At 28.9% G+C, this 15,545-nt stretch carries 16 protein-coding genes; 6 read left to right on the top strand and 10 right to left on the bottom strand.

Annotated elements, in window-relative coordinates; all coding sequences use genetic code 11:
• The 3 genes from MPF13_RS01120 to MPF13_RS01110 are packed head-to-tail and all read right to left on the bottom strand — an operon-like array spanning nt 1 to nt 2,540.
• Nucleotides 1–1,341 carry a dihydroorotase gene (locus MPF13_RS01120; protein WP_249980415.1) on the bottom strand — a complete coding sequence of 447 codons (1,341 nt, stop codon included), beginning with the start codon at nt 1,339–1,341 and terminating at the stop codon, nt 1–3.
• A 9-nt stretch (nt 1,342–1,350) separates the two neighbouring features.
• Nucleotides 1,351–1,812 (bottom strand): GNAT family N-acetyltransferase, encoded by a 462-nt coding sequence (locus MPF13_RS01115; protein ID WP_249980413.1) that lies wholly within the window; start codon nt 1,810–1,812, stop codon nt 1,351–1,353.
• The gene (locus MPF13_RS01110) at nt 1,809–2,540 is read right to left on the bottom strand and encodes a polyprenol monophosphomannose synthase (protein ID WP_249980412.1); all 732 of its coding nucleotides are present in this window, start codon (nt 2,538–2,540) and stop codon (nt 1,809–1,811) included. The genes MPF13_RS01115 and MPF13_RS01110 overlap by 4 nt, the downstream gene beginning before the upstream one ends.
• An 81-nt stretch (nt 2,541–2,621) precedes the next feature.
• Here MPF13_RS01110 and MPF13_RS01105 point away from each other — a divergent pair, with 81 nt between their 5' ends.
• The 3 genes from MPF13_RS01105 to MPF13_RS01095 all read left to right on the top strand — a co-directional run bounded on the left by MPF13_RS01105 (nt 2,622) and on the right by MPF13_RS01095 (nt 5,190).
• The gene (locus MPF13_RS01105) at nt 2,622–3,263 is read left to right on the top strand and encodes a DUF4271 domain-containing protein (protein WP_249980410.1); all 642 of its coding nucleotides are present in this window, start codon (nt 2,622–2,624) and stop codon (nt 3,261–3,263) included.
• 18 nt (nt 3,264–3,281) lie between these two features.
• Nucleotides 3,282–4,028, top strand: a complete 747-nt coding sequence (locus MPF13_RS01100) for a uroporphyrinogen-III synthase (protein ID WP_249980409.1) — start codon at nt 3,282–3,284, stop codon at nt 4,026–4,028.
• Nucleotides 4,029–4,182: 154 nt separating this feature from the next.
• On the top strand, nt 4,183–5,190 hold the full coding sequence (locus tag MPF13_RS01095; RefSeq protein ID WP_249980408.1) for a sugar kinase: 1,008 nt from the start codon (nt 4,183–4,185) through the stop codon (nt 5,188–5,190).
• A 97-nt stretch (nt 5,191–5,287) separates the two neighbouring features.
• Here MPF13_RS01095 and radA read toward each other — a convergent pair whose 3' ends face one another.
• From radA to panC, 4 genes are all read right to left on the bottom strand, one after another.
• Entirely contained in the window at nt 5,288–6,649 is a 1,362-nt protein-coding gene (radA, locus tag MPF13_RS01090; RefSeq protein ID WP_249980406.1) for a DNA repair protein RadA, read from the bottom strand.
• 216 nt (nt 6,650–6,865) lie between these two features.
• Nucleotides 6,866–7,810: a lysylphosphatidylglycerol synthase transmembrane domain-containing protein gene (locus MPF13_RS01085; RefSeq protein ID WP_249980404.1), complete on the bottom strand. Its 945-nt coding sequence runs from the start codon at nt 7,808–7,810 to the stop codon at nt 6,866–6,868.
• A gap of 2 nt (nt 7,811–7,812) precedes the next feature.
• Nucleotides 7,813–8,163 carry an aspartate 1-decarboxylase gene (gene panD, locus MPF13_RS01080; RefSeq protein WP_109404124.1) on the bottom strand — a complete coding sequence of 117 codons (351 nt, stop codon included), beginning with the start codon at nt 8,161–8,163 and terminating at the stop codon, nt 7,813–7,815.
• Nucleotides 8,164–8,187: 24 nt separating this feature from the next.
• Complete coding sequence (gene panC, locus MPF13_RS01075; RefSeq protein ID WP_249980403.1) at nt 8,188–9,039, bottom strand: pantoate--beta-alanine ligase; 852 nt, start codon at nt 9,037–9,039, stop codon at nt 8,188–8,190.
• A 97-nt stretch (nt 9,040–9,136) separates the two neighbouring features.
• Between panC and MPF13_RS01070 the strand changes: the two genes are divergently transcribed.
• Genes MPF13_RS01070 through glmS form a run of 3 tightly spaced genes read left to right on the top strand, consistent with a single transcriptional unit; the run spans nt 9,137 to nt 13,387 of the window.
• Nucleotides 9,137–9,946, top strand: coding sequence for a glycogen/starch synthase (locus MPF13_RS01070; protein WP_249980402.1), 810 nt, complete (start codon nt 9,137–9,139; stop codon nt 9,944–9,946).
• A 12-nt stretch (nt 9,947–9,958) separates the two neighbouring features.
• Complete coding sequence (locus tag MPF13_RS01065) at nt 9,959–11,515, top strand: DUF4270 family protein (RefSeq protein WP_249980401.1); 1,557 nt, start codon at nt 9,959–9,961, stop codon at nt 11,513–11,515.
• Between the two features lie 15 nt (nt 11,516–11,530).
• Nucleotides 11,531–13,387, top strand: a complete 1,857-nt coding sequence (gene glmS, locus MPF13_RS01060; protein WP_249980400.1) for a glutamine--fructose-6-phosphate transaminase (isomerizing) — start codon at nt 11,531–11,533, stop codon at nt 13,385–13,387.
• A 61-nt stretch (nt 13,388–13,448) separates the two neighbouring features.
• On the opposite strand, the gene MPF13_RS01055 is transcribed toward glmS, so the two are convergent.
• The 3 genes from MPF13_RS01055 to MPF13_RS01045 form a co-directional block, all read right to left on the bottom strand.
• The gene (locus MPF13_RS01055; RefSeq protein WP_249980398.1) at nt 13,449–14,183 is read right to left on the bottom strand and encodes an energy transducer TonB; all 735 of its coding nucleotides are present in this window, start codon (nt 14,181–14,183) and stop codon (nt 13,449–13,451) included.
• Between the two features lie 134 nt (nt 14,184–14,317).
• A complete protein-coding gene (locus MPF13_RS01050) occupies nt 14,318–14,923 on the bottom strand; it encodes an FAD-dependent oxidoreductase (RefSeq protein ID WP_249980397.1) in 606 nt (201 codons plus the stop codon).
• Nucleotide 14,924: 1 nt separating this feature from the next.
• Nucleotides 14,925–15,512 (bottom strand): MarC family protein, encoded by a 588-nt coding sequence (locus tag MPF13_RS01045; RefSeq protein WP_249980396.1) that lies wholly within the window; start codon nt 15,510–15,512, stop codon nt 14,925–14,927.
• Between the last annotated feature and the right edge of the window lie 33 nt (nt 15,513–15,545).

Below are 15,545 nucleotides of genomic sequence, written 5' to 3'. Positions count from 1 at the left end.
TTAACGATTAAAAGTCAAACGTTTTCCTTTTATTTCATCATTAAAAACACCATTGTTATACATTAAATTTCCATTTACAAAAGTATGTGAAATAGTAGATGAAAAAGTAGTTCCCTCAAAAGGAGACCAACCACATTTGTATAAAATATTATCTTTTGAAACTGTTTGAGGTTTATTAGTATCTATTAATACTAAATCTGCATAATATCCCTCTTTTATAAATCCACGTTTTTCAATTTGAAATAATTTAGCAGGGTTATGACTCATTTTTTCAACTGCTTTTTCAATAGATATTACACCTTCTTTTACTTTTTCTAATATAGCAGTTACTGCATGTTGTACTAATGGGCCTCCACTTGGAGCTTTTGTGTAAACATTTGTTTTTTCTTCTAAAGTATGAGGTGCATGGTCTGTTGCTAAAACATCAATTCTATCATCTAATAAAGCTTTCCATAAACCAGCTCTGTCTTCTGCAGTTTTTACAGCAGGATTCCATTTTATATGCGTTCCTTTTTCTGCATAATCTTTGTCTGAAAACCATAAATGATGAATACAAACTTCTGCAGTAATTTGCTTTTCTTCTAAAGGAATATCGTTTCTAAATAACTCTGTTTCTTTTGCAGTAGATAAATGAAAAATGTGTAACCTTGCTCCTGTTTTCTTTGCCAATTCTATAGCTTTAGAAGAAGATAAATAACAAGCTTCTTCACTTCTAATAATTGGATGGTATTTTACAGGAATATCATCTCCATATTTATCTTTAAAATCTTGTGTATTTTTTCTAATTGTAGCTTCATCTTCACAATGAACAGAGATAATCATTTTAGTTGATGAGAATATTTTTTCTAAAACAGCTTCATTATCAACCAACATATTTCCTGTAGAAGAGCCTAAAAATAATTTGATTCCTGCAACTTGTTTTGGATCTGTTTTTAATAATTCTTCTAAATTATCATTGGTACCACCAAACATAAAAGAATAGTTTGCATAAGAATCATTTGCAGCAATTTTAAATTTATCTTCTAATAATTCTTGAGTTGTTGCTTGTGGCACTGTGTTTGGCATTTCAATAAAAGTAGTTATACCACCAGCAACAGCGGCTCTACTTTCTGTAGCAATATTTGCTTTATGAGTTAAACCAGGTTCTCTAAAATGCACTTGGTCATCAATAAAACCAGGAATTAACGTTTTTCCATCAGCATTAATAACATCAACATTTTCTGTTGCTTCTATATTAGTAGAAATCTCTTTAATGATTTCGTTTTCAATTAAAACATCGCCTATAAAAGTGTTGTTTTCATTTACGATTTTTGCGTTTTTGATTAAAGTTGATTTTGCCATGTGTTGTTCTTAAATGTCCATTCTCATATTTACTAATATTTTGGTAAATCCAAAACGTTCGTAAACTTTTAATGCTTCAATATTATTGTTATATACGTCTAATCTTAATTCTTTTAACTCTTTTTCTTTAGCCCAGTTTTTTAAAGAATCTAATAGTATTGTACTAATTTTTTGTCCTCTAAAAGAAGGTTTTACAAACATAAAACCAATATAGCCATGTTTTGGGTTTTTTTGATAAATTTTAGAATTATCTATTCTAATATACCCACATGCAACAATTTCATTATTTGAAACTGCAACTAAAAATTGAGTATAGTCTGCTGTAATTAATTCTGGAATGTTGTAATAATGAAGTTCTCCTTTTCCTAAAAAAGGATCTAGAGGTTTTTCTGCCTCTACAACTCCTTGTTCAAATTCTAAGAGTGTTTCTAGATCTTCTAAAGTTGCTTCTCTAGTAAAAATGCCCTTCATTTTCTTTTTTTAGGTATTCCTTTTAGCTTCATTCTTATAACTCCAAAAAGGGCTTCAGAAATAATTCTACTATCCATTTTAGAAGTTCCTAAAGTTCTGTCTGTAAAAATTACAGAAACTTCTTTCACATTAAAACCATGTTTCCAAGCTTTAAATTTCATTTCTATTTGAAACGCATAACCAATAAACTTAATTCTATCTAAGTTTATGGTTTCTAAAACTTCTCTTTTCCAACAAACAAAACCTGCAGTTGTATCAAACAGAGGAATTCTAGTAATTAAACGAACATATTTAGTTGCAAAATAAGAAAGTAACAGTCTTGTCATGTCCCAATTAACAACGTTTACTTGGTTGTTTACGTACCTAGAACCAACAGAAACATCTCCTCCTTCTTTACTACAAGCATTGTATAAACGAATTAAATCTTTTGGGTTGTGAGAAAAATCGGCATCCATTTCTATGATATAATCGTACTTTTTTGCAATTGCCCATTTAAAACCATGAATATATGCTGTACCTAAACCATGTTTACCCATTCTTTTTTCTATAAAAAGACTATTTGGAAATTCTTCAATTAAACTTTCAACAATTTCTGAAGTTCCATCAGGAGAATTATCATCTACCACTAAAATATGAAACTCTTTTTCTTGATTAAAAGTAGCTCTTATTATAGCTTCTATATTTTCTTTTTCGTTATAGGTAGGAATTATGACTAACGCGTCTGACATAAATTAATTTTCATGTAGTAAGTTGGCAAATATACATTATTTAATTACTAATTTTGTGTTAATCTTAGCAAAACAGAAAAGGTGCAAGCATTAGAAAGAACAATAATAGACACAAATTGGATTACCATTTTATTGGTGTCTTTGTTGGTATTTATTTTTCTTCTTAAAGGAATAAGTGTAAAAAGGTTAAAAAGAATAGCTTTTTCTTTTTTAAATATTGGAGCTATTGAAGATGAAATTGAAGAAAATAATTCGTTTTTTAATGCTTTTAAAAGTTTAATTTTTGTTTTTTCTACTACAGTTTTATCATTAGTACTTTATAAAGCTTTAGTGTATTATTTTAGTTCATTTAAACAAGGATTAATTGTTTTTTTTAAGGTTTTTGGTCTTGTTTTTACGTATTTTATAGTAAAAAAGCTATTAGAATTCCTGTTTTCTCAGTTATTTATGCTATCAAAACAAGTAAAATTCTTTTTGTTTTCTAAGGCTATTTATTTGTATTCTGTTTCATTGTTTTTACTAATAGGTATTGTTTTAGTTGAATATTCGCAATTAAACACCTCTTTTTTAGTTTATTTTTCATTGGTGTTATTTTCTATTCGCTTCTTATTATATGTGATAAATAATAAAAACCTGATTTTAAAAGAGTTGTTTTATTTTATTTTGTACCTTTGCGCCTTTGAAATAGCACCGCTATTTATCTTATTTAAATTGCTGTTTTAACTACATAAAAGAAAGCGTATGAAAGTGAAAACGATTTTAGTATCTCAACCAGAACCAAAGACAGAAACATCTCCTTATTTTGATTTGTCTGATAAGCAGAGAGTTAAGATAGATTTTAGACCTTTTATTCATGTTGAAGGAATACCTGTAAAAGAAGTTAGAGGCGAAAAAGTAGACTTAAATAATTTTACTGCAATTATATTAACGAGTAGAAATGCTGTAGATCATTTTTTTAGAATTGCTGAAGAAATGCGTTTTAAAGTGCCAGATGCAATGAAATATTTTTGTCAATCTGAAGCTGTAGCCTACTATTTACAGAAATATGTTGTGTACAGAAAACGTAAAATTTATGTAGGTACTAGAACATTTCCAGATTTAACTAAATTAATAAAGAAACATAAAACAGAAAAATTCTTATTACCAAGTTCAGATAAATTAAAACCATTAATTCCTACAGAATTAGATAAATTAGGAGTTAAATGGACAAGATTAGATTTATATAGAACAGTAGTAAGTGATTTGTCTGATTTAGAAAATGTATTTTATGATGTATTAGTATTCTTTAGCCCTTCAGGAATTGATTCTTTATTTAAGAATTTCCCAGGGTTTAAACAGAATAATACAAGAATTGCTGTATTTGGTAATTCTACAGTAAGAGCAGCAACAGAAGCAGGTTTAAAGTGCGATATTACTGCACCTTCACCAGAAACACCTTCTATGACTATGGCATTAGATAAATATATTAAGGCTGTAAATAAAAAATAATAATATTTTTTACTATTAATATAAAACCGAACAGAAATGTTCGGTTTTTTTGTTTCTAATATTTAATTTTTTAATTAAATATTATATTAATTGTAGATTTCGTAATTTTTAAATATCTTCAAAAGGATAAAACAAAATTACAAATTACACTAAAATGGATAAAAAATTAATAACATTTGGAGAAGTAATGATGCGATTATCTCCTCCTGGATATACTATGTTTTCTCAAGCAAGTTCGTTTGATCTTGTATATGGTGGTGGTGAAGCAAATGTGGCAATTTCATGTGGTTATTTAGGTATGAAAGCTGCACATGTTACTCGTTTTCCAGATAATGCATTAGGTAGAGCAGCAACTCAATTTTTACGTAAACATTGGCTAGGTACTATAAATGTTATATATGGAGATAATATGTTAGGCAAATATTTTCTTCAAAAAGGAGCTGTACATAGATCTAGTGAGGTAATTTATGAAAGAGAAGGTTCTGCTTTTTCATTAATTAAACCACATATGATTAATTGGGAAGAAGTGCTAGAAGGTGCAGATTGGTTTCATTGGACAGGAATTACACCTGCAGTTTCTGAAGGAGCAGCTCAATGTTGTATAGAGGCTATAAAAACTGCCAATAAAATGGGAATTAAAGTTTCTGGGGATATTAATTCTCGACAGAATATGTGGAAATATGGCAAAACAATGCAAGAAGTAATGCCAGAGTTAGTTAAAAATACAGACATTGTTATTACAAGTAGTCGTGGAATTAAAGAAATGTTTGGACTTGGAGTGTCTGGTGGAGGCTTTCAAGGAGCAGCAAAAGAATTAATGGAGAAATTTCCTAGAATTGAAAAAGTTGTTGGAAAAACAAGAAAATCTATCAGTGCTTCTCACCAACAAATTCAAGGTAAAATGTGGACTGGTAAACAATATATTAAAGCAAAAAAACTAGATATTACACATGTTATAGATCGTGTAGGAACTGGAGATGCTTACGCTTCTGGACTTATTTATGGTTTATTACAATATGAAAAAGATGATATGCAAGCATTAAATTTTGCAACAGCAGCCTGTGCTTTAAAGCATACTGTTGTTGGAGATGTAAATATGGTTTCTGTTGATAATGTAACTAGTTTAATGGAAGGTAATACTTCTGGTAAAATTAAGAGATAAAATAGTAGTTGTACTTCTTTTTTTAAAAACTAATTAAAAAGTGATTATATCAATACTTGTAATCGCTTTTTATTGTTGTTAGTATAATCATAAAAAATTAAGCAAACAAAGTAGCAAAAGCTTCTTCAATTTTACCAACTAAAACCAATTTGATGTTATGGTTTTTAGAAGATATTTTGTTGTATTTAGAGGTAACAATCGTTTTGTATCCTAATTTTTCTGCTTCTGTAATTCTTTGGTCTATTTTAGAAACGGGTCTTATTTCTCCTGCCAAACCAACTTCTGCAGCAAAACAAACATTTGGATTGATTGCAATATCTTGATTTGAAGATAATATAGCAGCAACAACTGCTAAATCAATTGCTGGGTCATCTACATTTATACCTCCAGTAATGTTTAAAAACACATCTTTTGCACCCAATTTAAAACCAGCTCTTTTTTCTAAAACAGCCAAAATCATATTTAAACGTTTTAAATTATAACCGGTTGTAGAACGTTGAGGTGTACCATAAACCGCAGTAGAAACTAAGGCTTGTATTTCTATCATTAAAGGTCTAATTCCTTCTAAAGTAGAGGCAATTGCAGTTCCACTTAAATCTGCATCTTTTTTAGAAATTAAAATTTCTGACGGATTTGAGATTTCTCTTAATCCGTTAGAAAGCATTTCGTAAATACCTAATTCTGATGTAGAACCAAATCTGTTTTTTTGACTTCGTAAAATTCTATATGTGTGATTTCTATCGCCTTCAAATTGTAAAACGACATCTACCATATGTTCTAAAATTTTAGGACCAGCAATGTTTCCTTCTTTGTTGATATGACCAATTAACAAAACCGGAGTTGCAGTTTCTTTGGCAAATTTTATTAATTCTGCACTAGTTTCTCTAATCTGAGAAATACTTCCAGGAGAAGCTTCAATAGAATTTGTGTGTAATGTTTGTATTGAATCTATAACCAAAACTTCTGGCTCAGTTTCTTCAATATTTTTAAAAATTTGTTGTGTACTAGTTTCTGTAAAAATTAAACAATTAGAGTTTTCTGCATCCAAACGTTCTGCTCTCATTTTTATTTGAGACTGACTTTCTTCTCCAGAAACGTACAACACTTTTTGACTAATATTTAAGGCAACTTGTAATAATAAAGTAGATTTTCCAATTCCTGGTTCTCCACCTAAAAGTGTTACAGAACCTTTAACTAAACCACCACCTAAAACTGTGTCTAATTCGTTGTTATTGGTTACAACTCGTTCTTCAGGGTTTAGAACAATATCTGCAATTTTTAAAGGTTTATTTACGGTTTGTTTTGCAGTTGTAGATTGTTTCCAAACACGTTTTTCTTCTTTTTGTATTACTTCTTCTACAATGGTGTTCCATTCTTTACAAGCACCACATTGACCTACCCATTTTGCATGTTGTGTACCACAGTTCTGACAGAAAAATGTTGTTTTGGTTTTGGCCATTTATTTTGAGTTACAAAGTTTGAAAGTACCAAAGTTACAAAGTAAAATTGAAACTTAACTTTAAAAAAATAATCGGTTTTCTAAAAGTTAGCAAACAGTTGCGTTAGCGATTGAAACGACATCCTTTTTGCTTTTTCTGCAAAAAGATATAGTGGAAAGCGCGACCTTTAGGGAACGCCCAACTTCTCGATACAATTTTTAAAAAATAACTCGAAGTTATTTGTTCTTATTGTAAATTGGCAAAAATAAGAATGCCAAACCTCCAAAAACGATAATCATTGCAGTTTGTGCAGTCCACATAATCCAACCAAAAGCGGTTGCAGGTTCTGTAGGAATATCGAACAAAGCCAAAGCACCAGCCACAGCAATTGGGTACAAACCAATTCCGCCATTAGTAGCTGCAATACTGAAACCACCAGCTATAAAACCAATTAAAATTCCGCCAAAAGGAACGTTTAAACCTTCAATTGCAGGAATTGTTGCCCAAAACATAGCAACATACATTGTCCAAATAAATACAGTGTGAAAAATAAAAGCCCATTTATTTTTCATTTTAAAGATGCTTGTAACACCTTCTACTAAACCAGCAACAAAGGTTTTAATTTTAAGTAAAATACCCGATTTTGCTTTTTTTACTAAAGAAGTTAAAATGTAAAAACCAGTAATTACTACTGCTAAACCAATAATAATTTTTGTAGGATTAAAGTTCTTTATTAAAAGATCATAGATAAAATCGAATTGCACAAAAAGTGTAATTAATATGATGGAAAGCATCATAATTAAATCTGCAATTCTTTCTGCTACAATGGTTCCAAAACCTTTTTCAAACGGAACATCTTCGTAGTTTGTTAAAACTACTGCTCTAGATACTTCTCCAGCTCTTGGTAATGCTAAATTTACTAAATAACCAACCAAAACAGCCAAAACACTGTTTGTAAATTTTGGTTTACAGCCTATTGGTTCTAACATAAATTTCCAACGATAAGCTCTAGAAAGATGACTTAAAACTCCGAAAAATAAACCAAGAAAAATCCAGCTATATTTTGCTTCTTTAAAATATCCTATTAATACATCTATAGAGATATTTGAAATAGAATACCAAACTAAAAAACCTCCCAAAATGAGAGGTAATATAGTTTTTAATGTTTTTTTAAAACTCAAAATTATGTAAGTGTGTTGTCTTTTTCGTTTGGAAAAACTAAAGAAGGTTTAAAGTTTTTAGCTTCTTCAAAGTCCATAAATCCGTAAACGATTAAAATTAAAACGTCTCCCACAGCTACTCTTCTTGCGGCAGCTCCGTTTAAAGTAATTTCTCCACTTCCACGTGGACCAGGAATTGCATAAGTTTCTAAACGTTCACCATTATTATTGTTAACGATTTGAACTCTTTCTCCTTCTATAATGTTGGCTGCATCCATTAAATCTTCATCAATGGTAATGCTTCCTATATAATTTAAATCTGCACCAGTAACTTTTACACGGTGGATTTTTGATTTTACTACTTGTACTAACATGTGGCAAAAATAATGATTTTTTGGTTAATGATTTTTTAAACGAATGTTATCAATTAATCGTATTTCTCCTGCAAAAACCGCAATAAAAGCGCGGTATTTGTTATTAAATTCTTTGTTTTTTATGGTTTTTAATGATTTTTCTTCAGCAATTGTAAAATACTCTAAATCTAATAAAGGATGTTTTTTAAATTGTTTTGTTACCCATTCTGTAACTTTAATAGCATTTTCTGTGCCAAATTTTTTGCGTGCTTTTTTTAGTGTTTTATAAATAAAAGGAGCTGCAATTCTATGTTCTTTAGTAAGTCTAGTATTTCTAGAACTCATTGCTAAACCATCTTCTTCTCTAAAAATAGGACACCCTTTGATTTTTACATTCAAACGATGTTTTTTTACCATTTTTTTAATGATTTGTAATTGCTGAAAATCTTTTTGTCCAAAATAAGCTCTGTTAGGTTCTATAATTTCAAAGAATGACTTTACAATTGTACCAACTCCATCAAAATGGCCATCTCTAAATTTTCCTTCCATTTGATGTTCTAAACCATCAAAATCAAATTTTTCTGAAGCAATATTATCATCATAAATTTCTTTTACAGAAGGAAAAAACAATACATCACAAGAAACAGTTTCTAAAAGTTTTATGTCGTTTTCTATTGTTTTTGGATATTTTACCAAATCTTCTGGGTTATCAAACTGTGTAGGATTTACAAAAATACTTACTACAGTTATGTCATTTTTTTTCTTTGCTTTTTTTATTAAAGACAAATGACCTTCATGTAAAGCCCCCATAGTTGGCACAAACCCAATAGATATATTTTCCTCTTTTTTTGAGGTTAAATATGCTTTTATTTCTTGTTTGGTGTTAAAAATTTTCATCTCTAATAATTAAGTAAAGACTGCAAACTTACCATTTTAACACGATATTAGCATATTAATTTGTATTTTTGCATTTCTTATAAAAGAGATTGATTTAATGAAGGACAAGAGAATATTATTTGTTTCGTCGGAAGTAGTTCCATACTTACCAGAAACAGAATTATCATCAACAGCCTTTAATGTTGCTAAAAATGCACATTCTAAAGGGGTACAAACAAGAATTTTTATGCCAAGGTTTGGCGTTATTAACGAACGTAGACATCAGTTACACGAAGTTATTCGTTTGTCTGGTATGAACTTAGTTGTTAATGATATGGATATGCCATTAATTATAAAAGTAGCTTCTATTCCAAAAGAAAGAATGCAAGTTTATTTTATAGATAATGAAGAATATTTTAAGAGAAAAGCAGTTTTTACTGATGAAGATAATGAGCTGTTTGAAGATAATGATGAGAGAGCAATTTTCTTTGCAAAAGGAGTAATAGAAACTGTAAAGAAATTAAATTGGGCTCCAGATATTATTCATGTTCATGGATGGATGGCTTCTCTTTTACCTCTTTATTTAAAAGAATTTTACAAAGAAGAACCTTTGTTTACTGAAAGTAAAATTGTTACTTCTTTATATAATAATGGTTTTGAAGGAACTTTAGATGAAACTTTAGCTGAAAAAGTTAAGTTTGATAATATAAGTGATGAAAAAACTGCAACAATTAAAACACCAAACTTTACAAATATTTTAAAAAGTGCCATTGAAAATTCTGATGCAATTATTCATGGTAGTGAAGAGATTTCAGACGAACTTACTTCTTTTATAGAAGAACAAAACGTACCTGTTTTAGGGTATCAGACTGAAAACTTAAAAGAAAGTTATTTAGATTTTTATGCTGGTTTAATTCCAGCCAATTAATTTTATTATAAAGTGAGGAAAATTTTTGAAAAAAGCGCATATTTTGTCGCTTCATTATTAGTTTTAGCTACAGTTATATCTTGTGAAAAAGATTTTACAGATATTGGTACAAGTATTATTAGTAATACAAAATTTTCTACAGGTAGTTTACTTGTAGATGTAGTAGTAGAAAATAGTCCAGTAACAGAAGTTGCAACAGGAAATGTTACTCTCAATCCAAGTTTATATTTATTAGGTGTACATACAAGTAATGAATATGAGAATATAGAGGCTTCTATTATTTCTCAGTTAGCAATTAGTGCAAATCTTAAAGTTATTGATGATGCAAATGTTTATGATTCTGACACAACTGTAGTAACTACAATAGATACTGTTTTCTTAAGATTACCATATCAGGCTACTTTAAATGATGATGGTACAGCTTATGAATTAGATTCGATAATAGGAGATCAAACTAAAGCATTTAATTTTAATGTATATCAAACAAGTACTTATTTAAATACACTTAACCCAACAGATCCATCAAAATTTAATTCATTTAGTTCTAATGATGTATTTGATAAAACAGGAGGTGAGTTAAATACTGATGTAAACTTTCAATTTAAACCAAGAGCTACAGATACAGCTATTGTAATTAAAAGATGGTTAAGTGATAATACTATAGCGTCTCAAGACACAATTACTTATAACACTTCTACAACTTCAGAAGTTCCTCTTCCTTTTGCTGTTATACCTTTAAAAGAAGAGAAGATTAAAGAATTGTTTTTAGATAAATATGAGTCTGCAGAGTTTAATTCTCAAGATGCATTTAATAATTATTTTAGAGGTTTAATTTTAGAAGCAACAGGAAATGAAGGTTCTTTGATATCATTAAATTTTAATGGAACTATTAGACCTTCAGTAGAAGTATATTACACAAACACTGTTGTTACAGGTGGAGCAATTATAGATACTATTCATAAAAATGATAGTTTTCCTTTATCAGGTATAACTACAAGTAACTATAAAATGGAAGAAAAATCATATCCAGTTAATGATGAAGTAATTTTACAAGGAGCAGCAGGAAGTGAGGCTACTGTAAAATTATTTGGATCTAATGCTGTAGATATAAACAATAAAATAGAAGAGTTAAAAGATAAAAATTTATTAATAAATGATGCTTCTTTAACTTTTTATATCAATCAATCTGCAGATACAATTGTAGCTCCATATCAATTATTTTTATATAAAAGTGATGAAAAAGTAAATCCTACTTTTAGTCATGTAAAAGATATATATACAGAAGGAACTGCTGTTTTTGGAGGGTTTTTAGAAAGAGATGGAGATGGAAAAAGAGAAAAATATACATTTAAAATTACAGATTATATTTCTGATATTTTAAACGGAGAAACAAGTTACTCTCCAACTTTAAAGCTTAAAGTGGTAAATTCAACAGATATGCAAGCGGTTTCAGATACTGTTTATGCAAATTATAGTTGGAATCCTAAGGCTGTTACACTTTTTAATCATACAGCAATTGATGGTAAAAAGGTTGAGTTAAAAATATCATATTCAGAGAAAAAGAATTAATAAAAAAGAATTGTTATGTGCGGAATTACTGGTTACATAGGTTTTAGAGAGGCATATCCAATAGTTGTTAATGGTTTAAAAAGATTAGAATACAGGGGCTATGATAGTTCTGGTATAATGATGTATGATGGAAATCAAATTCATCTTTCAAAAACTAAAGGAAAAGTTTCAGATTTAGAAGAAATTACAAATAAAGAAGAAGCTAGAAAAAAAGGAAATATTGGAATTGGACATACACGTTGGGCAACTCATGGGGTACCTAATGATGTTAACTCTCACCCTCATGTTTCACAATCTGGTGATTTAGTAATAGTTCACAATGGTATCATAGAAAATTATGATACAATAAAAAAAGAACTAATTTCTAGAGGGTATACTTTTAAAAGTGATACAGATACAGAAGTATTAGTTAACTTAATTGAAGAAGTAAAAACTAAAGAAAATTGTAAGCTTGGGCAAGCTGTTCAATTAGCATTAAATAATGTTATTGGGGCGTATGCAATTGCTGTTTTTGATAAAACAAAACCAAATGAGTTGGTTGTAGCAAGGTTAGGAAGCCCTATTGCAATTGGTGTTGGAAAAGATAATAAAGAATTTTTTGTTGCATCAGATGCTTCACCTTTTATAGAATATACTAAAGACGCTATTTATTTAGAAGATGAAGAATTAGCAATTATTAGAATTAATGATGGTATTAAGGTACGTAGAATTTATGATGATTCTATAGTAGATACTAACATTCAAGAATTAAAATTAAGTTTAGACCAGATAGAAAAGGGAGGATATGAACACTTTATGTTAAAGGAAATTCATGAACAACCAAAAGCTATTATTGATACTTATAGAGGTAGAATGTTACCAAAAGAAGGTATTATAAAAATGTCTGGAATTGATGATCATTTAAATAAATTTTTAAATGCTAATAGAATAATTATTATTGCTTGTGGTACTTCATGGCATGCAGGTTTAGTAGGGGAATATTTAATTGAAGATATGGCTCGTATTCCTGTAGAAGTTGAGTACGCATCAGAATTTAGATATAGAAACCCTATTATAACTTCAAATGATGTAGTTATTGCTATTTCTCAATCTGGAGAAACTGCAGATACATTAGCAGCAATTAAATTGGCAAAATCTAAAGGAGCATTTGTTTTTGGAATTTGCAATGTTGTAGGATCTTCTATAGCTAGAGAAACTCATGCAGGAGCTTATACACATGCAGGACCAGAAATAGGAGTAGCTTCTACAAAAGCATTTACAACTCAAATTACTGTTTTATCTTTAATTTCTTTAAAATTAGCTAAAGTAAAAGGAACTTTATCTAATTCAGCTTATAGAATGTATTTACAAGAATTACAGTTAATACCAGGTAAAATCGAATCATTATTAAAAATTGATGATAAGGTTAAAAGTATTGCTGATGTTTATAAAGATGCACCAAACTGTTTGTATTTAGGTAGAGGTTTTAATTTCCCAGTAGCTTTAGAAGGAGCTTTAAAACTAAAAGAAATATCTTATATTCATGCAGAAGGATATCCTGCTGCTGAAATGAAACACGGACCTATTGCTTTAATAGATGAAAATATGCCAATTTTTGTAATTGCTACAAATAAAGGTCATTATGAAAAAGTTGTAAGTAATATTCAAGAAATAAAATCAAGGTCAGGTAAAATTATTGCAATTGTAACTGAAGGAGATGAAACTGTAAAAGAAATAGCAGATCATGTAATTGAAATACCAGAAACAGAAGAAGCGTTAACTCCTTTGTTAACAACAATTCCTTTTCAATTGCTATCTTATCATATTGCAGTTTTATTAAATAAAAATGTAGATCAACCAAGAAATTTAGCAAAATCTGTTACTGTAGAGTAGAGAAAAGTTATCTTTTTAATAAATATAAAAAAACCCAGCTATTAGCTGGGTTTTATGTTATTTAAACTCTTACTTCAAAAGTAATTGGTATACTATAACTTACTCCAACTGGAGTTCCTCTTTGTTTACCTGGAGTCATTTTAGGTAAAGAGCTAATAATTTTCACCACTTCTTTTTCTAATCTAGGGTGTGGACCTCTTGCTCTAACATTGGTAATGTTTCCTTTTTTGTTTATGGTAAACACTACAAATAATTTCTTTTTTCCTGGTTCTAAACCTAATTCGTTTGCTAAGTTAACATCAAATTTTTTCCCAAAATACTTAGTTACTTTAGCTGTAAAACACTTTTTAAGTTTAGTGTTATTTCCTTTACAACCAGGATAAACAGGTACTTTTTCAATTAAAATAAAAGGTATATCTTCTTCAACTTCTTCTGCTTCTTCAACTTCAATAATATCTTCAGTATCAATAACCACACCTTCATCTTCATCAGTTTCTGTAGATTCTATAACTGTTTCTTCAATTTCTTTTTCATCTTCTACAACTGTTATTTGTTCAACTACAGGTGGTGGTGTGTTTTTTGGTGGTGGTTTTACTTCTTGAATTTCAATAATAGGAATGTCTTCTTTCATATCTTCCACCATATTTGCTTGCCCTAAGCTTTGAAGATTGCTTTTTTCAAAAGTTTTATGTTCAATTAAGGTGTAAATAATAAATAGAGAAAGTACTAACCCTATTTGTAAGAAAATTTTGCTATAATTTTCTAACTGTTGTTTTGGATTCTTTTTAATTTCCATTTTGTAACCCTTTTAAAAGTTTATGTTTTTAACTTCGTTATTTATAAAATATTATCAGAAATTATCAAATTCTTAATTATTTAACTTCTGATTATAAAATTATAAATTTTAGGGCCCTTAAAATATGATTTCCATCATAATTTGTCATGCACTTTTGTAGGAGTGTTGTTATTCCAAAGAGTTAAAATGTCTGTAGCAACACTTGCTCCACTTCCAGCAGCAATTGCAAATTGACTTCTACATCCAGAAATAGTACCACAACAGTATAAACCTTTTTTTATAAGGTGATTATTGTTTTTAAGTTGTATTCTATCTTTAACAGGGTTTGCTCTTTTGTGAGGCTCAATAAATGGCTCTAAACCTTCTATTGTAAGTGGTTTAGAATAGTTTAAAGCTATTACTATATTTTTACTGTAGTAAGTTTTATTATTAGTTTCTACACAATAACCTTTTTCATCATTTGAAATAGATGTAACTTTTACGTTTTCTATTTGTTTAACATGAGGGTATTGTAATGCTAATTGAGTTTTTCCTTCTACTAAGATATCTTTTCCTAATGTTTTACTTGGTAAACCTAAAACATTATTAAATAAAGCATTTTGCAAATGCGAAGCTCTTTGATGAGTAAAAATGCCAATTTTTTTATTTTTTGCAAAGATTTTATCTTTTGCAGATCCTAAAACTAATGCACATTGTAACCCAGATACTCCACCACCAATTATTAAAACATCAAAAATCATATTAAACAAAAAGCATTTTAATATTTGCTGCAAAAAGTTTTACAGAAATTGCAAGTAAAATTACACCAAATATTTTTCTAATTATTTGAATTCCATTTGGCCCAATAATACGTTCTATTTTAGAAGAAGTTTTTAAAACAACATATATTAATAAAACATTAAGTAAAACAGCTATAATGATGTTTTCTATATAAAATTCTGCTCTTAAAGATAATAAAGTAGTTAAACTTCCAGGACCTGCAATTAGCGGAAAAGCTAATGGAAATATTGAAGCTGTTATAGAATTTACATCATCATCATTGTCTTTATATAAAGTTATACCTAAAATCATTTCTAAAGCAATAAAAAATAGAATAAAAGATCCTGCAACAGCAAAAGAATTTACATCAATACCAATTAATTGTAATAAACTTTGACCTAAAAACAAGAAGATTATCATGATAAAACCTGCAATTAAAGATGCTTTTTCAGATTGTATATGACCAGCTTTCTTTCTTAAATCTATAATTATTGGTATGTTACCAATAATATCAATTACAGCAAATAAAACCATAAAAGCAGTAAAGACTTCTTTAAAATTAAAATTCATAATTTCTTATTTTTTGCAAAATTAGATAACTTA

The organism is Polaribacter sp. Z022 (genome assembly GCF_023555495.1).
GTDB lineage: Bacteria > Bacteroidota > Bacteroidia > Flavobacteriales > Flavobacteriaceae > Polaribacter.
This window is presented reverse-complemented; position numbering and strand designations above follow the sequence as displayed.